Source organism: Segniliparus rotundus DSM 44985, assembly GCF_000092825.1.
GTDB lineage: Bacteria > Actinomycetota > Actinomycetes > Mycobacteriales > Mycobacteriaceae > Segniliparus > Segniliparus rotundus.
Map to the genome: position 1 here is coordinate 1,636,725 of NC_014168.1, position 18,533 is coordinate 1,655,257.

Sequence of the window (18,533 nt, forward strand, 5' to 3'; positions counted from 1 at the left end):
GCGGAACTCCGGAGCGCTCACTCGTCTGATTCGAGGCGCAGGCTGATCGAGTTGATGCAGTAGCGCTGATCGGTCGGGGTGTCGTAGCCCTCGCCCGCGAAAACATGGCCGAGGTGGCTGCCGCAATTTCCGCACAGCACCTCCGTGCGAGCCCTGCCGAGGCTGCGGTCCTCGCGCTCAATGACAGCGTCTCCGGCGAGCGGGGTGAAAAAAGAAGGCCAGCCGCAATGCGAGTCGAACTTCGCCTCGCTGCGGAAAAGCTCCGCCCCGCAGGCCCGGCAGGAATACACGCCGACCGTGGTCGTGTCTGTGTACTCGCCGACGAAGGGGCGCTCGGTGCCTGCCTCGCGGAGCACCTGGTACTCGCTCGGAGAAAGGCGCTCGCGCCACTGCTCCTCGCTGAGAGCTTCCGCCTCAGCTTTCGAGAGCTTGGGGCTTTGCGACGAGGTCGGCATCTGAGTCATGCGTCAATGGTAATAGCTCTTCATCGTCTTCGGGCCGCTTCGCGATCCAGAGCGCCGCGAAAACGCCGACGATGAGGACCGTCCAGCCGAAGGTGAACTTCAGGTACTCGGCGTCCCGGCCTTTGGGGTACAAGAAGATCAGCAGATCCCTCGGCGGATTCTCATGGTGCAGCGGCTGATTGAATTCCCAGAAATCCAAAGACATGCACCCGTAGAGGCCCAGCCACGGGGCCCAGGCGCGCATCGGCGATCGCGGGCGCACCACGCACAGCGCCATCGGCACGAGGAAGAGGGAGTAGTAGCCCTGGCCCAGCGAGCCGATCAGGAAGGTGGCCACGAGCGTCAGGCCCGCCGTCATGGCGGCCCACAGCTGCAAATCCGTCCGCCGGAACCGCTGGTGCAGCCACCACAGGCTGATCAGGACAAGCGCGCCCAGAACCACGCGGACAACCGACAGGAGCCACGGAGCGACCCCGTAATAGGCGCCGACGCCTTGGATCGCGCTGTTGTAGTAATCCCTCGGCTTGCTGATGTACGGCACGACGTCGCTGTAGTACTTGTCCGCGTCCACCGAGCACAGCTGGCCGATGACCAGCAGCACCGCTGGCAGGGCGAGCGCCACGACGAAAGTCTTCCACCAGCGGAGCAACAGCGGGATGAGCAGCAGGGGGGCGAGGATCGGCTTCACCGCGAACGTCAGGCCGAGAACGGACCCGGCGAGCCACGGGCGGTTGTGCTTCACGCAGAGCAAGAAACCGGCCTCCGCGAGGAAGATGAAGCCGTTCACGTTGGTGAACGTCAGGGTGTTCGTGGCCGATTCGGTGAGGAAGACGGCGGCGAGCAAGGCAGGCGTCGCGAAGGAGCGCAACGGCAGTTCGAAGAATTTGAGCAGCAGCACGCAGGCCGCGATGATCGCCGCCGAGGTCGCGGCGATGAAGATGAGCCGCGCGGTGATCGGGTCGAAGTGCGTGATCGGGCAGAGCAGCAGCGTGCCGCTCGGCGCGTACAGGTAATGCGGCTCGACCTGGCCGAGGTTCTGCGTGTAGACCGGGCGGTGGTTCAAGAAAGCGAGCCCAGCCTGGTAGACGGGGGTGAAGTCGTCGGTGATGTGCTCGTTGACGGCAAGGATTATCGTGCGGTGCAGCACAGACATCACAGCGATGGGCCAGAGCGCGGCGTTGAGCGCTTTCGCGCCCGAGGAGTTCAGCCATTGCGGCGAGGGAAGCCGGTGGAGAGAGGACACCTGCGAACCATACTCACACGGGGACGGCGCGGGCAACAAGCTAGGCCGGGCAGTAGAGCTCGGCGGCCTCAGGCCTGCCGGAGTTCAGGTATTTTTCCGCTGTGTCCTGCGCGCACCGGGAGCGCAGCAGCGGCGAGTAGCCCAAGCCCTCCCACCCGACGAGTCCCAATGCGCCGTTCGCGAGGCCGACGAGGGCTTTGATCGGCCCCGGATCGGAAGACCCGACAATGGGGTTGCTCTTGGTGAACAGCGCGAGGACAGGGGCCGCGAAGCTCTTCGGCCCGTCCAATGTCTGCCCGCTCGGCCAGCCGGAGCAGGCCAACAAGGATTTCGCGACCACGTCGCCGACCAAAGGGTACTTGTCTTTGGCGCTCCAAGCTTGGGCGAGCTCCTTGGCGCGCTCCGGCGTCGGCTCCTCGCGCTGGTCGTTGCACCCAGCCAGGAACTGGCCGTCGGTGAACCGCTCCGACATCATCTCGCCGAACCGCGAGCCCAGCCCGTCCGGGTCGCTCAACGTGTCGGCCAACGAGGTGACCGCGGCGGGCTGACCGGCGGGGTCCAGGGCCAGGACCGTGGCGATGTACTCGACCAGAAAGCTCTTGGACACGCTGCCGAGCTGGCCCGAGCCCGCCCGGCTGAGAAGCTCCTGGAGCTTCGCGTCCGGGTCCGGTCCGAGCGCGCAGCCCAGCGCTTTGCATTCGGCGGTGAAAGCGCGCAGAGCGGATTCAAGGCCGGCGGCGCGTTGCTCGCCGACAACTTCTGCCTCCGAGCCGTACGGCTGCGGGGAGTCCAACACGAGGCGGGCGATCTGGTCCGGGTGGTCGTGAGCGTAGGCGAGCGCCACAGAGGCCCCGTTCCCGACGCCGACCAGCGCGAGGCGGGCGACCTGCCAGGCGGCGCGCAGCGCCTCGATGTCCTCCTCCGAATGCCGGAGATCGAAGAACCCCGGCTCCGCCGAGAGATACTGCGGGCAGTCGCCGATGTATTGCCGCGCCTTTTCCGCGAGAGAGCCGAACACGTCCGCGCCCGCGGTTTGGAACTGCATCTGGTCGACTATGGCGCGGCGCTCGTCAGCGCCGAGGGGGCCGCAATTGGCCGCCGGGGTGCTGTCCAGGCCGCGCCGGTCGACCGCGACGAGCGGATGCTCGGTGAGGGGGGAAGAAGCCGACGACGCGGCGAACGCCGCGAGATAGCGCGTGGACGCCACATCGGCGCCCGTGGTCAGCACGACCGGAGCCGCGTCCGGCTTTGTGACAGGGGTGCGCAGCCGGGCCAGCGACAGCGCGATGCTCGCGCCCCGGCGTTCCTGAGACGGCACGGTCAACGAGGCGCATTCGAGGACGACGCCGCGCGGCGGGGCCGGGAGATTGTCGGCCCCATCGAGCTGGCGGGCGCACTCACGCCACTTCAGATCGGTTTTCGGCGAATCGAACATCGGGATTCGCGGGCCGTTCTGGCCCTTCTGGTCCTGCGGCTTCTGCTGGTTGTACACCGGGAGTTTCGGCCCGCCGAGCGGACCTGTTCCGCATCCGGCGCAGACGCAGACCAGCGTCAAGGCGGCCAGCGCCGTCACGAGTCGTTGCCACATGACAATCCACCTTACCTGGGCGAGCCGTTGTGAACTCGACCTCATACCTGCGGGCTCGGTTCGAAATGAGGAGCCTAGCAGCGCTACTGTGCATACCGTGGTGTTGCATCTGACTGATCTGCGGCCCGTGGTCGCCCCGGACGAGCTTGTTGCCAGCCTCGTCCCGCCGCCGACCTTCTCCGATGTCAGCTTCGCGAGCTACCGGCCCAACCCAGACGAGCCGAGCCAGGCTGCGGCGGTCGCCGCGGCGGAAGCCTTCGTCACCCAGGCCATGTACGTGCGCGGCAGCAAAGCGGGCCTGCTGCGCAAACCGCGACGAGGCATCGGGCTCTACCTCGACGGCGGGTTCGGCGTCGGCAAGACGCACCTTCTCGCTTCGAGCTACCACGCGGCCAAGACACCGAAGCTGTTCGCCAGCTTCGTGGAGATCACGAACTTGGTCGGAGCGCTCGGCATGGCCGACACCGTGGAGCGGCTGGCCAAGCACAGCCTGGTGTGCATCGACGAATTCGAGCTCGACGACCCGGGGGACACCATGCTCCTCTCCCGGCTGTTGAGCGAACTTTTCGACCGCTCCGTTTCGGTCGCCGCCACCTCGAACACCCTGCCCGGCCAACTCGGCGAAGGACGTTTCGCCGCGAATGACTTCCTCCGCGAGATCCGCCGGATCGCGGACGGCTTCCAAGTGGTCCGTGTCGACGGCCCCGATTACCGGCACCGGGACCTGCCCGCGCCGCCGGCGCCGCTCTCGCCGCAAGAACTCCAACTCAGGATCTCCCGAACGCACGGGGCCAGCCTGGACGAGTTCGACGATTTGGCCAAACACCTGGCGACGCTGCACCCTTCGTGCTACCGGGAACTCGTGAACGGGGTGTCCGCGGTCGGGGTCTCAGGGATGCGGCCAGCGCAGGACCAAGCGGTGGCGTTGCGCTTCGTCGCCTTCATCGACCGGCTCTACGACGCGGGAACCCCGGTCCTCGTCGCGGGCGAACCCGCGGACAAGATCTTCACCGAGGAGATGCTCGCCGGGGGGTACCGCAAGAAATACTTGCGCGCGATCTCCAGGATCACGGCGCTCGCGCGGGCGGGGGAGTCGGTGGGGCTGAGCCCGACCTCGGTCCTCTAGCGACGCCGCGGCCCTGGCGGGGAGCCCACCGCGTCGCTGATCCCGACGCCGCGCTTGTTGGTCCGTCGGAGTCTCGACGCGACGTCACGGCCCTGGCGGGGAGCCCACCGCGTCGCTGATCCCGACGCCGCGCTTGTTGGTCCGTCGGAGTCTCAGCGCGACGTCACGGCCCTGGCGGGGAGCCCACCGCGTCGCTGATCCCGACGAACTCGGCGTAATCCTCTGTGATCTTAGGGCTGCCCCAGACGACCTGGGCCAGGGCGCGCAGCATCGGGCCGAGCGTTGCCGCCACATCGGCTTCGTCCGGGCCGTGCCCGCCCTCCCAGAGGCACAGCTCCGCGCCGAGCCCTTCCGGGCTGCCCTGCGCCAGAACGCTCTCGCCGCTCGCGCCCAAGGGGTACGCGTCAGGGGAGAAATAGCGGTACACCGTGGCCGGGTCCGGAGTCCGACGGCCGATCACGTAGTACAGCTGGCGGGAGGTCGAGTTGAGAAGCTGGTGCCCGGCGGCGGCCTCCTCCTGCGCGGAGAGGCCTGCGCCCGACCAATGGTCGATGCTGATGTCCGGGGCGACCGGCACAGTTGAGTCGAGAATGAGCGCGCTGTTCCAGATCCGCATGGATTTGCCCGCCGCCTTCACCAGCTCGTCCATCTCGTTGATGAAGCCATGGAAGAGATCCACGGGGTCCGCTCCCGCCCCGTACCGGGCCACAGCGGCCTGGGTCAGTTCGGGATGCTGCGCGAACTGCTCAGGAGACATCCACTCGTCGGCTCCGAGGAACCAGACTTTCGCCGGGAACAGCGGCAAATACTCTCGGATGACGCGCGCGGCCAGCTCCCATGCCTCGGGCTTGGCCAGATTGAGCACAGTGAGGCCCCATTCGCCCTTAACACCGAGTTCAGAGTGTCGTGCGAGCAGGGCGCTGGCGTGGCCGGGCAGGTCGAACTCCGGGATGACCGTGATATGGCGGCGCCCGGCGTAGGCGACGAGGTCCGCGATTTCGGCCTTGCTGTAGTGCTGGGGGGCCACTGCTTCGGGCTCGGCGTCGCTCTGCACCCGGAACGCCTGGGAATCGGACAGATGCAAGTGCAGCGTGTTGTACTTGAGGTACGAGAGCTCTCTGACGCGCTCGCGCAGCCAGTCGACGGTGTAGAACTTTCGCGCGACGTCCACCATGAACGCGCGCTCGGGCCAGTTCGGCCAGTCGCGCGCGGTCCCGCCAGGAAGGGCAGGCGACTGGCGCAGCCATTGGACAGCGGTGCGCGTGCCGAGGAAGGCCCCGGCATCGTCCGTCGCGGAGACGACCAGGGTCCGCGCGACAGAAATCTCGTAGCCTTCAGCCCCGAACTGCGGGCCAGGGCCGAGTCGGCGCAGCTCGATGTCCCCGTCAACGGCTCCGTCCGCCGCGACGGCGAATCTGCGCCCGAGAACGGCTCCGAGGTCTTCGGCGAACACTTCGGCGGTCTCGCGAAAGGCCTCCGGGGCGACGATCCTCGCCGCCGCGCCGAGGTGGAACGCTCCGCCGCTTGGGGCCCAACGCTGCACGGAGGGGATGATGGGCGGCAACACCGCGCCGTCCGCCGAGGCAAGGCTCGCGGAAGCGTCCGACGGGGCCGCGCGGGAGGGGGCTTCGGGGCGGGCGCTCTGCTGCGCGCACGAGCAGCACAGCGCCGCAGCGACGATCAAAGCTGCGGCGCGTCGTGGCGGACGGAACCGAAACACCTGCGACACGTTGGCATATCATGCCAGATCCCGACCGCGCTGGACGGATGCGGCGGGCTCCGTCCTGGCGCGCTCCGCACAAGACGTTCTCGAACGTCATCGTTGCAGCATGCCCACAGCCCCGCAGGCCGAGAGACGCGGACACCGCCGAGAGAGCAGAGAACGGAGCGCGGACAATACGGCCCCGGTGAGCGCGCACGACGAGAAGAGGGGAGGATGCTCGCATGGCTTTGTTGACTCTGGACGAAGTTCGGTTAGCGGCGGAGTTGCTCGCCCCGGTCGTGCATCGCACGCCGGTGGTGGCTTCTCGCGCCCTCACCGAGCGGTGCGGCACGCCGGTGTGGCTCAAGTGCGAGAATCTTCAGCGCACCGGTTCGTTCAAACCGCGCGGCGCCTACGCGAGGATCGCGCGGCTCTCGCCCGAGGAGCGAAAGCGCGGGGTGGTCGCGGCGAGCGCTGGCAACCACGCGCAGGGCGTGGCGTGGGCGGCCAGTGAGATGGGCGTCGCGTCGACGGTGTTCATGCCTGGGGGCGCGTCGCTTCCGAAAGTGGCCGCGACCAAGGCATATGGCGCCCAAGTCCGTTTGATCGGGGCCTCGGTGGACGAGGCGCTCGGGCACGCTCGGCGCTTCGCCGAGGAGACCGGCGCGGTGCTGATCCATCCCTTCGACCACCCCGATGTGATCCTGGGCCAAGCAACATGCGGTTTGGAGGTCGCCGAACAGCTGCCCGCGACGAGGACGCTGGTCGTGCCGCTCGGCGGGGGAGGCCTGCTCGCGGGGATGGCGCTCGCCGTGAAAACGCTCCAGCCCGACATGCGCGTCATCGGCGTCCAGGCAGAAGGAGCCGCCGCGTGGCCCGAGTCGCTTCGGGCTGGCGCGCCCGTGGCGTTGTCCTCCATGTCCACCATTGCCGACGGCATCGCGATCGGCCTGCCGGGATCGGCGCCGTTCGAGCACGTCGCAGCGCTCGTCGACGACGTGGTCACGGTGAGCGAAGAAGCGCTGTCCCGCGCGGTGCTGTTGTGCTTGGAGCGGCTCAAGCTTGTTGTGGAGCCCGCCGGAGCGGCCGCGGTCGCCGCGTTGATGAGCATTCCCGGGCCGGAGCTGGGATTGGCTGGCGAGGTGTGCGGCGTGCTGACCGGCGGCAACGTGGACCCTCTTTTGCTCACCAGAGTGATCGCCCATGGCTTGCGCGCGGCGGGCCGCTATCTCACTGTCCAAGTGCGGGTGCGCGACCAGCCGGGCGGATTGGCCGAAGTGCTCGCCGTGTTCCAGCGGGTCGGGGCGAGCGTGGTGGACGTGACGCACTCGCGCATCGCAGAAGGCTTGAGCTTTGGCGACGTGCAGATCAGCGCCACTGTGGAAACCCGTGGCAGTGAGCATCAGAATGCAGTGCTCGCCGCTATTGCGGAGGCCGGGCTCGTGGTGGGATGAGCAGGCGCGGTTTCTCGCGGCGGGCGCTCTGGCGGCGGCCGGACTGGCCCTTGTCCCGCCTGCCGAGGCCTGCGGAGACGAGCCCGCCGGAGTCTGCCAGCCCGCAGAGGGGCAGACCCTTTCGCGCGGTTCGCAGGTCACCGTGAACGGCTGGGAGGTCGAAGCGGAAGAGACGAGGTGACGTTCACGAAGAAAGGCACGGGCGTTTTCGTCAGTGTCCAGGACGCGCGCGCCCTTTAGGCCGTGTTCTCCAAATCCAGCAGGACCCGCTTGGCCTCCGCGCCGCCCCGGTACCCCCCTGCGGCCCCGTCCGAGCGAATGATCCGGTGGCACGGGACGACAAGGGGGATCGGATTCGTCGCGCAGGCCGAACCGACCGCGCGCACGGCCCGAGGACTGCCTGCCAGCTGCGCGAGCGTCGCGTACGTGGCAGTGGTCCCATAGGGGACTCCAGCGGCGAGGTGTTCGAGGACCGTGCGCCGGAAGCCTCTGGACAACTGCCAGTCCAACGCGAGGTCAAAGCAGCGCAACCGCCCCGAGAAATACGAGTCGAGTTGCCAGGCGAAGGCGTCGAGCCGACCAGGGGCCTGCAGGACGCGCGGGCTGATCTGATCGGCGAGACTCTGCAGGACGCCGTCGTGGCCTTCCCGAGCGAAAGCCACCCGGACCAGCCCCAAAGGCGTCGCCGCGGCCAGCAACGGCCCGAGCGGGGAGTCCACGACCCGGTAAGCGACGTCGAGCAGCCCTTGGTCCGCAGCAGCGGACGCGAGGCGGGCGCGGACACGGTCGAGATCGGCGCTCTCGACGGGGCACAGGTCGGTCGGGTCGATCTGTTTCATCGTCTTTCCTGCTGTTCTGATCTGGAAGGATGTTTCAGGTACACGCGGCGCAGGGCGGCCACGCCATCGGAGGCTGCTCGCCGCACTGCGGCCGCGGTGCTGCCCGTGATGTCGGCCACCTGCTGGTACGGCAATCCGGCGAAATAGTGGTAGGCCACCGCTTGGCGTTGCTTCGCGGTGAGGGATCCGAGCGCGTCGTCCAGATCGAGGTCCCGTCCGTCAGCCCGCTCGCGGGCGGGCTGTTCGGGCAGATCCGCCAGAGGGGCGGCCCTGCGGGCGGCTGCACGCAGAACGTCGATCGCTTTGCGGTGCGCGATCGTCACCAGCCATGCCTCGACGTTGGCGCCGACGGACAGATCCGGATAGGACTTCATCGCGGCAAGGAACGTCTCCGACCACACATCGTCCGCGTCAACGGGGCCCGCCACCGCGCGGGCGACGCGCAGCACAGTCGCGCCGTGCTGGGCGACCACGGTCTCGAACGGCTCCTTGGTCACCACAGCATGGCTTCGGCCGGGAGGAGCGCGCCCTCGTGTTCGAGCAGCGCGCGCTTGCGGTCCAGCCCGCCCGCGTACCCGGTGAGGCCGCCTGTCGAGCCGAGCACCCGGTGGCAGGGGATGATGATCGAGACCGGGTTGTGCCCGACGAATCCGCCGATGGCCCGAGGGCTGATCCCGCCGCCGATTTCCTTCGCGAGCGCCCCGTAGGTCGTGGTCTGGCCGAAAGGGACCTGTGCGAGCCTGCGCCACACCCGTTGCGCGAGCTGCGAGCCGCGCGGACGCAGTTCGAGGTCGAACTCCCGGCGGCTGCCCGCGAAGTACTCGCGCAACTGCGCGATGGCCTCGTTGAAGCTGTCGTCGCGAGCGGGGTCCGTCCTCGCGCCGAATGAAGACTCGTCAGGCCGGGTCCAATGTCCGGGGAAAAAGATCCCGGTGAGGCCCTCCTCGTCCCGGACGAGGGTCAACGGGCCGATAGCCAGCGTCCCGAGAAAGAATTCGACGACAACGTGCCGGGCGGCGCTCGTGGTGGTGGACATCATGCTCTCCTCTCGCTCTTCTCATGAAGACGCGCGGGCGGGAAGTTTTGTGAGGCCGGGGGCGACGATTTCTGGCGCTCGGCAGGGGAGGGGCGCCACGCTCTCACTGTATCCCGAGGCCAGCGCGATCCCGAAGCCCGCCCGCGCGGGCAAGGTGGGGCCCCGCCCGCGCCAGCCAGCCGCCACAAGCCCGCCCGGTCGGCCGGACGAGTTGCCCGAGTTCGGGGCTGGCGCGCGGTAGCCTGCCTTGATGCGAAGCCACCAGTACGGCGACATTCTCGCCCCCCGCCCCCGTCGGCAGCCCGCGCCGGAAGTCGTCGCGGAGATCGACATGGTCGTCGAGGACCGCGTCTCGGATTTCTGCGGCGCGGTCGTCGCCGTGGACACCGACCGCAAAGGCTACGTGACCTTGGAGGACGCGCGCGGAAACCGGCGTCTTTTCGAGATGCGCCCCGGGGCGTTCCTGTTGGAGGGCAAACCTGTGACGCTCATCCGCCCGCGGCTCGCCTCCGCAGACGCGCCCCTGCGCACCGCGTCCGGGTCCACAGCAGTCCCCGCGATGCCCGCGAAGGTTGCCCGAGCGAGCCGGATCTGGGTCGAAGGCGTCCACGACGCCCAGCTCGTGGAGCAAATCTGGGGTGACGACCTGCGCGTCGAAGGGGTGGTGGTGGAGCCGTTGCACGGAGTGGACGAACTCGCTGACCGGATCGCCGAGTTCTCGCCCGAGCCGGGGCGGCGCGTCGGCGTCCTCGTCGACCATTTGGTCCCCGGGAGCAAGGAGTCGCGGATCGTCGCCCAAGTGGCGCATCCGCACGTCCTCGTCACCGGCCATCCGTATGTGGACGTGTGGGAAGCGGTAAAGCCCGCGGCCATCGGCATCCCCAAATGGCCGAACGTGCCGCGCGGAGTCCCCTGGAAAGAAGGCGTCTGCCGCGCGCTCGGCGTGAAGGACACCGCTGCGATGTGGGCCAGGGTGCGCAAAGGCGCGAAGGACTACACGATGATCGAACAGCCGCTCTTGCGGGCCGTTGAGGAGCTGATCGACTTCGTCACGGCATGAGCCCAGAGCGCGGGGGAGGCCCTGCGGGCTCCTCAGCTCGTCGGCGCGACGGCTCGGGCGGCGAGGGCCGCGTAGGTTCCGAGGAACCCGCAAGCTGGCAGCGCCTTCTGCCACGGGTGGCCCGCTCGTTCGAAGACGGCTTTGTGCTCAACATCACAGCTGAGTCGTCTTCGTCGCACTACACTGAGCGCTATGGCAACGACCGCAGACCGCATCATCTCCGCGTTGAAGACGACCGGCGTGCGCCGGGTCTACGGATTGCCGGGGGACAGCCTCAACGGGTTCACTGACGCAATCCGCCGCAGCGAGGGCATCACCTGGGAACACGTCCGCCACGAGGAGACAGCCGCTTTCGCAGCAGCTGCCGAAGCGGCGCTGACCGGTCAATTGGCGGTCTGCGCGGGCAGCTGCGGGCCGGGCAACCTGCATTTGATCAACGGGCTCTTCGACGCGCAGCGCAGCGGGGTCCCGGTGTTGGCCATCGCGGCGCACATCCCGCTCGCCGAGGTCGGCTCCGGCTATTTCCAAGAAACCCGCCCGCAGGAGCTGTTCCGGGAGTGCAGCGTGTACACCGAGCTGGTCACCGGGGCGCAGACAGCGCCGCGCATCGTGGAGATGGCGATGCGCGCGGCCGTCGAAGAGCGCGGCGTCGCGGTGGTCGTCATTCCGGGGGAGGTCTTCTTGAGCCGCGCGGGCGAGGACGGCTGGCTCAGCAAACCCGTCGTGGCCACCCGCTCGGTGGCGCGCCCGGACGACGAGTCCCTGCGCCAGGCGGCCGAGATCATCAACGGGTCCCACAAGATCACCATCCTCGGCGGCGCCGGGACGGCGGGCGCGCACGACGAGCTGGTCGGACTCGCCGCCGCACTGCAAGCGCCTATCGTGCACGCGTTGCGCGGCAAGGAGCACATCGAGTACGACAACCCGTACGACGTGGGCATGACCGGGCTTTTGGGGTTCGCTTCGGGCTACAAGGCGATCCGGGAGGCCGATGTGCTGCTCATGCTGGGCACCGACTTCCCGTACCAGCAGTTCTACCCGGAGAACGCGAAAATCATCCAGGTCGACATCCGGGGCCGCCAACTGGGGCGGCGGGTCCCCATCGACCTCGGGCTGGTCGGCACAGTCAAAGACACCATCGCGGCGCTGGCGCCGCTGCTGCGCCGCAACGACAATTCCCAGCACCTCGACCGCGCGGTCAAGCACTACCGCAAGACCCGCGCGTCTCTCGACTCCCTGGCGGTCAACGACCACGACAAGACCCCCATCCGCCCGGAATACGTCGCGGGGCTCGTGGACCGGCTCGCCTCGGACGACGCCGTGTTCACGGTGGACGTCGGCTCACCGGTGGTCTGGGCTTCGCGCTATTTGACGATGAACGGCAAGCGACGGCTGGTCGGATCGTTCACCCACGGCACGATGGCCTGCGCGTTGCCGCACGCGATCGGCGCGCAAACAGTCGACCGCCGCCGCCAAGTGGTCGCCCTCGCCGGCGACGGGGGTTTGACGATGCTCTTCGGGGATCTCATCACGCTGACGCAGAACAACCTTCCCGTCAAGGTCGTCGTGTTCAACAACTCGTCGCTCAACTTTGTGGAATTGGAGATGAAGGCCGCCGGGATCGTCAATTTCGGCACCGAGCTGCACAATCCGGATTTCGCGGCGGTCGCCCGCGCGCTCGGCATTCCCGGTTTCCGGGTCGAGCAGCCCAAAGACCTTCAGGCCGCGCTCACGGAAGCGTTCGCCCACGACGGCCCGGCGCTCGTCGATGTGGTGACCGCGCGCCAAGAGCTGTCGATTCCGCCTGTTATCACGGCCGAGCAGGCAAAGGGCTTCACCCTGTACGCGATACGCACGATCCTCGCCGGGCGGGCGGATGAACTCCTCGACTTGGTCTCGACCAACGTCGCCCGCCGGATTTTGGACTAACCCCCACCGCGCAAATTCCCCGAGCGCCGCGGCGTCCCCGCCGCGGCCGGTTATCGGCTCGGCTCCATCGCGGCGGCGCCGAGATCCGCCCGGAGCCGCTTGTAGCCGTGCAGATTGTTCATCTTCGTCGGCTCAGGCGGGGCGATGAGGCGAAGACCGGGGAAACGCTCGAACAGCATGCGCAGCGCAACGGCCCCCTCAGCCCGGGCCAGCGCGCCGCCGACACAGGCGTGGACGCCCGACCCGAACGCGAGGTGCTCGCGCGCGTTGCGCCGAGTGACGTCGAACCGATCAGGGTCGGGGAAAACACTCGGGTCCCGATTGGCCCCGCCGAGGAGCAGAACGACAACGTGGCCGGGCCGCAAACGCCGCCCGGCGATGTCGACCTCCTCACGGGCGACCCGCGCGGTCATCTGCACGGGGCTCTCAAAACGCAGAATCTCCTCGACCGCTCCCGGCCACGCACTGGGGTCATCGCGCAGCAGCGCCAACTGGTCGGGGTGTTGGAGCAAGAGGACGATCCCGTGGGCGATCAGATTGACGGTGGTCTCGAAACCAGCTCCGACGAGGAGGGCGGCGTTGGCCGCGAACTCGCGGTAGGACAGCTGCCCGTCAGCGGCCAACCGTGTGAACGGCGTGTCGTCTCGGCAGGCGCCGCGCCGTATCCGGTCGAAATGCGCGCGGAAATCCCGGTCGGCTTCCCGCAAACCGGCGATGCCCCGGCGGTACTGCGGCCAGGTGACGCCGAGGCCCACCAACGGAGCTCCCGCGTCGCCCCAGTCGAGCATGCCTTCGCGCGACTCGGCGGACATGCCGAGCATTTCGGCGATCACCGTCACCGGGAGCTGCGCGGCGAAGCTCCGGACCAGATCCACGCTCTGCCCGTCCTCGAAATTGTCCAGAAGCTCCGTGACAAGCTCAACGACCCTGTCGTTGAGCTTGTCGATCGCGCGGGGCGTGAAACTCTGCGCGACCAGACGGCGGTAATGCGTGTGCTCGGGCGGGTTCATCGCCACCATCGCAGGGGGCTCGACAGGATTGGGCACCTGGGGGTCGGTCTTGCGGAACAGCGCAGACAAAAGCGGCGGGATAGTGACAACCTCGGCGTCCGCCGCCGCGAATCTGTTGTCCCGCAGCACTGCCCGGCAAACCCCGTGGTCACCACTCGCCCAGACGAAAGGTTTTCTGACCAGGACTCCCTGATCCCGGAGCCGACCGAGCAGCCGGTAGCGCTCCTCGCCTTCGCCGCGGCCCAACACAAGCCTTGCCAGCGGCTCGCCCCGCCAACCGATCACTCGCATGGCCGCGCGGGTCGAGCCGTGCAGGCAGGCCCACCGGATCCAGATCTTCGCTTCCATCGCGCGATGCTCCTGCGTCCGATCCTCAAAGGTGAGACATTGGGGGACGTTGATTGTCTCATAGTCTCCAGTTACCACTCGACGGCCACTCGTGCCAGACGCCGTTTCCCCACCAAAGCCACGCTCCACGAAGCGCTCGTGCTCTCCGAAGCCCTGCGCTACATGCAAGAATCGGAGCGGATCAGCGCGACATTCGAAGAGAGCATCGTGGCCACCACGATTTTCAATGTTCGGTTCTTCGGCGAGCATGCGCTGCTCAAGAAACTGCTGCACACCCGCCCCGCCCTCTCCTTCATTCTCACCCAGACCACCAGCATTGATCTCGAAAACGACGACGCGATCCGCGCCTCGCCCTCGACTACCTGTTGCCGACGGCTGTCAGACCTTCGCGAGGATGAGCCTCGCGACCTCCTGCGCCCCGAGCGGAGTCAAATGCAGCGGCTGGCTCTCAGGCTGCTCGGTCGGGCCCTGCCGCTTGCACGGGGAGTTCGCGCGCCGTGAGGTGGATAGGCATGCAGGTGCTCAACGTCGTGGCGAAGAAATCGAGGGTGTTCTCGCCAATGCCGATCGTCACGAGGTCGGAGTCCTCCGTCACCGCGCCCGCGCCTGCCGCTGGAAAGCCGATCAGCAGCGCAGCAACCGCGCCGAACGGCCTCGGTTCCTGATCACGGCCTGACCTTCGCGGCAATGATTTTTCCGAGCTCTTGCGCTCCGAGCGGAGTCAGATGCATCGGCTCGGTCTCCAGCCAGTTCGTCGTGACAAATCCGGACACCCACGTCGGCCCCGTCGAACAGATCCCGTGCCCCGTCGAAGGAGTGTAGACGTCCACATAGATCGTCCCGGTCTCTTTGGCCACCTGCTGCATGGTCGCGTTGATGCCCTGAAGCCTCTCATTGATCCACGCCGCGTCGCCTGAAGTCATCGGCAACGACGCCGTGCACTCGCGTCCGCTGACGAAAGCCTGCGGGTACCCGACCAAAGCGATCCTGCTGTTCGGGGCTTTGCTTTTGATCACATCCACAGCGCCGCGCAGATCCCGGTGGATATTGTCGCGGACCCCAGCGAAACCCTGCTCGCTCAGAAGCGGCTGCTCCTCCGGCCCTTGTTTGCGGCAGCCGTCCCGATCCGTGAGGTCGATCATCAGGCATGTGGTGACCTGTTTGAACATGAAATCTTGATCGTTCGCCCCAAAAGTCACCGTCACAAGGTCGGTGTCCTCCGTCACCGCGTCCAACTGCGGCGGGACCACAACCCCGAGAACGCTCAATTGCTCGCCCGCCAGCGCGCCGCTCTTCGCGCCCGCGCAGCTCGCGTCGGTGAAACCGTTGCCCGGCTCCAGGCCGAGAGCCGCTGCCACCGCGGCCGGGTAATTCTCGTCAGTCCTCGCGCAATTCGGCCCGTCCGGGTCCAGTCCCCGGACGCCGGGCTTGCTCACATACGAGTCGCCGAGCGCCACATAATGCCGCACCGGTTGCCGCTCCGGCTCCGCGCCCGCCCCTGCCGCAGGCAAGGCGAAGAGCGCCACAAGGGTGGACAAGCTTGTCGATAGCAATGCACGCGTCCGCATCAAACCAGCTCTCTGCCTATCGATCGCCCCGGCCTCGTTGCCAAGGAGATGAGAAGCGAAGTCTATCCGAGCATCGGGCGCGTGAACACCCTCGCGCGCTCGGGGGCTGGACGCAGGGACAGGCACAAGGCTCCTCAAACCCCGGAGAACCGATTTTTCGGCACGAATGGCAGCGGGGGAGCCGTCGCGTCTGGGGAGGAAACGGCCGCGTCGTCCCGGTGAGACCGGAACGACGCGGCCGTTCGCGCGATGTCTCAGGTCGCGCTGTTCTGCAGCGGCGCCGCAGAAGGCCCGGCCGTCATCGCCCGGACGTGGGCGCGGCTGTCAGGTCGTAGACAGTCACGCCGTCAACCACTTCAGCGCGGTAATTCCGGGAGACCCAGGCCGCGATTTTGTCTGCTTCGGAAGGCTCCTCCGCCTCCTGCGCCATGTCCGCCTCCTGCGGCGCGTCGAAGCCGGCGGGCGGGCGCGGACCGCGTTCGCCGGGGGCTATGTAGTAGTGGATTTCGCACTCGGCGACGTACCGCTGGAACTCGGCGAGCGTCGGTGCGGGGTCCCCGCCGATGAATCCGCCGAGCGGCATGACGGGCAATCCCGTCGCGAGCTGGTACTCGGCGGCTTCGTTGGAACCTTGCGCGGCGGCGGCCCAGCGGTACCCGCCCGCGTCTTTCGACAGGAGCGCGACCATCCCCGCGGTGACGTTGGCGGGGCCGGGCAGGGCCGGGCCGACGCTGTTCCCCCCTGTCGTCCCCGGGGAGGCTGACTGCGGAAAGGGCGTCTTCGCGTCGGGAATCTCCGGCCCCGCCGTGACGATGCCGCCGGTGTGCGTTGTGCCCAGCGTCTGGACGCAGTACGCCAAAGGGCCCGCGAACACGGCGAGAGCGGCGGACACGAGAGTCACGGTGCTGCGCCAACGCGCCGCGGACGCCGCAGTGGCGATCAAGACAGCGGCCCCGGCCCCGAAGGCCAAGACCGCCCAGCGCAGGGGCGGCAGAAACTCCGGCGAGCGCCCGAGCAGGACCCACGACCAAGCCGCCGTGGCGGCTGTCGTCGCCGCGAGGACCAGCGCAGCCCCGCGCGTCCGTCGGAGCCGCCACAGCTGCGCCGCCCCGGCCCCGACGAGCGCTGCGACAGCGGGCGAGAGGGCAACGGTGTAGTAGTCGTGGAAGAGGCCCGTCATGAAGCTGAACACGCCCGCAGTCGTGATCAGCCAGCCGCCCCACGCCAGGTAGAAGGCCCGCGCGGGATCGGTGCGCCCGGCTCCTCTGCAGAGCACGAGGCCAGCTGCGAGGAAGACCAGCGCGGCGGGCAAGAGCCAGGAGATCTGCGACCCGGCGACATCGCTGAACATGCGCGTCAGTCCGGTGCTGCCGCCCCACGGGGCCGGGGGACCGCCGCCTTCTCCGCCGCGCAAGCGTTCGAGGCCGTTGTAGCCGAAGGTCAGGTCCAGGAAGCTGTTGTTCGTGGAGCCTCCGACGTAGGGGCGGTCGCGAGCGGGGGTGAGCTCCACCAGCAGCACCCACCATCCGCCCGCGACGAGCGCGGAAACAGCGCCGACCAACGACTGGCCCAGCCGGACCAGCAGCGGCCTCGGTCCGCACGCCAGATAGGTCGCGCCCAGCGCGGGGACAACGAGCATGACTTGCAGCTGTTTGGCCAAAAAGCCCAGACCGACCAAGGCGCCGCACAACGCGATCCACCGCGTGCGGCCGTCCTCCACCGCGCGCAGCAACGCCCACACGGCGGCGATCATCAAGAAGACCAGCAGCGCGTCGGGGTTGTTGTAGCGGAACATCAGCGTGGCCACCGGGGTCAGCGCCAGCGCGGACCCCGCGAGCAGGCCCGCGCCGGGACCGAACCGCTTCCCGACGATGGCGTACAGCAGCGCGACGGAAGCCGTCCCCAAAAGCACCTGGGGCACTTGGAGCGACCAAGTGTTGACCCCGAAGATCCGCGCGGAGATCTCCATCGGCCACAGCGCCGCCGGAGGTTTGTCGACGGTGATCGAATTGCCCGCGTCGGACGAGCCGAACAAGAACGCCTTCCAGTTCTGGGTCCCGGCCTGCGCCGCAGCGGAGTAAAAGGCGTTCGCCCACCCGTTGCGGCTCAGCCCGATCAGCCAAAACCCGGTCGTCGAGACCAGCAACGCCGCGACAGCCCAACGGTGTTTCGGAACGGCCGCTCTCCGGCGGCCGGGCGCGGCCCTCATGCCTGTCGTCCCCGCCGCCGAGCCGGCTTGCTCCTCAAGCAAGTCTGGTGCGCGCATCGGCGGCCTCCGAAACCTGTCGCCCTGATGAGGCGAGACGGACGAGTTGGCGCAACAGGAAACCCCTGGCGGGGGTGGAGCCGAGCCGGTCCGCCAGGTGGCGGACCGGGACGGCCCCGACAAGGCGCTCCCACACGAGCCGGGCGCAGCCCCTGAGGTCGCCGACAGGGGGAGCGGCGTCCGGGCGGTCGCCGTCCGCCGCGCAGTCGACGGGCACCTCGTGCAGGCGCAGCCCGACGCGTTCGGCCAAGATCAACAACTCGGTGTCGAAGAAGTGGTCCGCGTCAGCCACATGCGGCAGCAACTCGCGGGCGGCCTCGGCGCGGATAGCGGTCAAACCGCACCGGGCTTTGGGGAATTTCGCCCGCAGGACGACTGCGAGCAACATGGCTTCCGCGCGCGACACGCCCCCCAGGGCGCCGTGTCGCGCGCGGAAGCCCAGCGCCACGTCGGAATGCCCGGAGATCAGCGGGGCCGTGAGCGGCGCGAGCGCCGCAAGATCGATGGAAAGGCCGACCCCCATCGAGGCCAGCACCGGGGCGGACGAGGACGACCACGCCGCGTTCAAGGCCCCGCCGCGCCCTTTCTGCTCGAAACGCAGCACCCGCAGCCCGTCCAGCTCTTCGGCCAGAGCCTGCGTCACGCGGGGCGTGTCGTCCTCGCTGGCCTCGTCGGCGATCGTGATCCGCGTCTGGTACGGCAAATGCTCCCGCATGTAGCCGTGCAGCCGCCGCACGGATTGCTCCAAAGCCTTCGCTTCGTTGCGCACCGGCATGACGACATCGAGGACCGGGACCCCGTGGCGCTTGGCCAACACAATGGCGTCGGGACGGAAAGTGTTGGGGGGACGGTGTGGCGCGAGACTCTTCATACACTCATCCTGCGGCCCTGGCATGGGCC

The 18,533-nt window shown here is 68.2% G+C and carries 17 protein-coding genes; 6 read left to right on the forward strand and 11 right to left on the reverse strand.

The window, feature by feature from the left end; genetic code table 11:
- Positions 1-17: 17 nt before the first annotated feature.
- The 3 genes from msrB to SROT_RS08260 are packed head-to-tail and all read right to left on the reverse strand — an operon-like array spanning position 18 to position 3,295.
- The gene (gene msrB, locus SROT_RS08250; RefSeq protein ID WP_013138562.1) at positions 18-455 is read right to left on the reverse strand and encodes a peptide-methionine (R)-S-oxide reductase MsrB; all 438 of its coding nucleotides are present in this window, start codon (positions 453-455) and stop codon (positions 18-20) included.
- Entirely contained in the window at positions 415-1,707 is a 1,293-nt protein-coding gene (locus tag SROT_RS08255) for a glycosyltransferase family 87 protein (RefSeq protein ID WP_013138563.1), read from the reverse strand. The genes msrB and SROT_RS08255 overlap by 41 nt, the downstream gene beginning before the upstream one ends.
- Positions 1,708-1,747: 40 nt before the next feature.
- Positions 1,748-3,295 carry an alpha/beta fold hydrolase gene (locus SROT_RS08260; RefSeq protein ID WP_013138564.1) on the reverse strand — a complete coding sequence of 516 codons (1,548 nt, stop codon included), beginning with the start codon at positions 3,293-3,295 and terminating at the stop codon, positions 1,748-1,750.
- Between the two features lie 97 nt (positions 3,296-3,392).
- Between SROT_RS08260 and zapE the strand changes: the two genes are divergently transcribed.
- Positions 3,393-4,421 (forward strand): cell division protein ZapE, encoded by a 1,029-nt coding sequence (gene zapE / locus SROT_RS08265; RefSeq protein WP_041407100.1) that lies wholly within the window; start codon positions 3,393-3,395, stop codon positions 4,419-4,421.
- A gap of 163 nt (positions 4,422-4,584) precedes the next feature.
- On the opposite strand, the gene SROT_RS08270 is transcribed toward zapE, so the two are convergent.
- Positions 4,585-6,150: a family 20 glycosylhydrolase gene (locus SROT_RS08270; RefSeq protein WP_013138566.1), complete on the reverse strand. Its 1,566-nt coding sequence runs from the start codon at positions 6,148-6,150 to the stop codon at positions 4,585-4,587.
- A gap of 215 nt (positions 6,151-6,365) precedes the next feature.
- On the opposite strand from SROT_RS08270, the gene ilvA reads away from it, so the two are divergent.
- Positions 6,366-7,577, forward strand: a complete 1,212-nt coding sequence (gene ilvA / locus SROT_RS08275; protein ID WP_013138567.1) for a threonine ammonia-lyase — start codon at positions 6,366-6,368, stop codon at positions 7,575-7,577.
- A gap of 236 nt (positions 7,578-7,813) precedes the next feature.
- Here ilvA and SROT_RS08285 read toward each other — a convergent pair whose 3' ends face one another.
- From SROT_RS08285 to SROT_RS08295, 3 genes are read right to left on the reverse strand one after another with little or no spacing between them, the layout of a single operon-like run.
- Positions 7,814-8,416: a methylated-DNA--[protein]-cysteine S-methyltransferase gene (locus SROT_RS08285; protein WP_013138569.1), complete on the reverse strand. Its 603-nt coding sequence runs from the start codon at positions 8,414-8,416 to the stop codon at positions 7,814-7,816.
- Complete coding sequence (locus tag SROT_RS08290) at positions 8,413-8,913, reverse strand: RNA polymerase sigma factor (protein WP_013138570.1); 501 nt, start codon at positions 8,911-8,913, stop codon at positions 8,413-8,415. Before SROT_RS08290 ends, SROT_RS08285 begins: the two co-directional genes overlap by 4 nt.
- Positions 8,910-9,455 (reverse strand): methylated-DNA--[protein]-cysteine S-methyltransferase, encoded by a 546-nt coding sequence (locus tag SROT_RS08295; RefSeq protein WP_148223392.1) that lies wholly within the window; start codon positions 9,453-9,455, stop codon positions 8,910-8,912. Before SROT_RS08295 ends, SROT_RS08290 begins: the two co-directional genes overlap by 4 nt.
- 247 nt (positions 9,456-9,702) lie before the next feature.
- Between SROT_RS08295 and SROT_RS08300 the strand changes: the two genes are divergently transcribed.
- Positions 9,703-10,512 (forward strand): DUF3097 domain-containing protein, encoded by an 810-nt coding sequence (locus SROT_RS08300; RefSeq protein WP_013138572.1) that lies wholly within the window; start codon positions 9,703-9,705, stop codon positions 10,510-10,512.
- Positions 10,513-10,704: 192 nt separating this feature from the next.
- Entirely contained in the window at positions 10,705-12,441 is a 1,737-nt protein-coding gene (gene poxB / locus SROT_RS08305; RefSeq protein WP_013138573.1) for a ubiquinone-dependent pyruvate dehydrogenase, read from the forward strand.
- Between the two features lie 50 nt (positions 12,442-12,491).
- On the opposite strand, the gene SROT_RS08310 is transcribed toward poxB, so the two are convergent.
- Complete coding sequence (locus SROT_RS08310; protein WP_013138574.1) at positions 12,492-13,799, reverse strand: cytochrome P450; 1,308 nt, start codon at positions 13,797-13,799, stop codon at positions 12,492-12,494.
- 138 nt (positions 13,800-13,937) lie between these two features.
- Between SROT_RS08310 and SROT_RS08315 the strand changes: the two genes are divergently transcribed.
- Together SROT_RS08315 and SROT_RS16750 are read left to right on the forward strand one after the other, a co-directional pair.
- Positions 13,938-14,300, forward strand: a complete 363-nt coding sequence (locus SROT_RS08315) for a hypothetical protein (protein WP_148223393.1) — start codon at positions 13,938-13,940, stop codon at positions 14,298-14,300.
- 11 nt (positions 14,301-14,311) lie between these two features.
- Positions 14,312-14,464, forward strand: coding sequence for a hypothetical protein (locus SROT_RS16750; RefSeq protein WP_013138576.1), 153 nt, complete (start codon positions 14,312-14,314; stop codon positions 14,462-14,464).
- Here the strand turns inward: SROT_RS16750 and SROT_RS08320 are convergent, their stop codons facing one another.
- The 3 genes from SROT_RS08320 to SROT_RS08330 all read right to left on the reverse strand — a co-directional run bounded on the left by SROT_RS08320 (position 14,465) and on the right by SROT_RS08330 (position 18,504).
- Complete coding sequence (locus tag SROT_RS08320) at positions 14,465-15,337, reverse strand: SGNH/GDSL hydrolase family protein (protein ID WP_245535270.1); 873 nt, start codon at positions 15,335-15,337, stop codon at positions 14,465-14,467. It abuts the gene before it with no gap.
- A 328-nt stretch (positions 15,338-15,665) separates the two neighbouring features.
- Entirely contained in the window at positions 15,666-17,633 is a 1,968-nt protein-coding gene (locus tag SROT_RS08325) for an ArnT family glycosyltransferase (RefSeq protein ID WP_013138578.1), read from the reverse strand.
- On the reverse strand, positions 17,611-18,504 hold the full coding sequence (locus SROT_RS08330) for a glycosyltransferase (RefSeq protein WP_013138579.1): 894 nt from the start codon (positions 18,502-18,504) through the stop codon (positions 17,611-17,613). Before SROT_RS08330 ends, SROT_RS08325 begins: the two co-directional genes overlap by 23 nt.
- Positions 18,505-18,533: the final 29 nt, after the last annotated feature.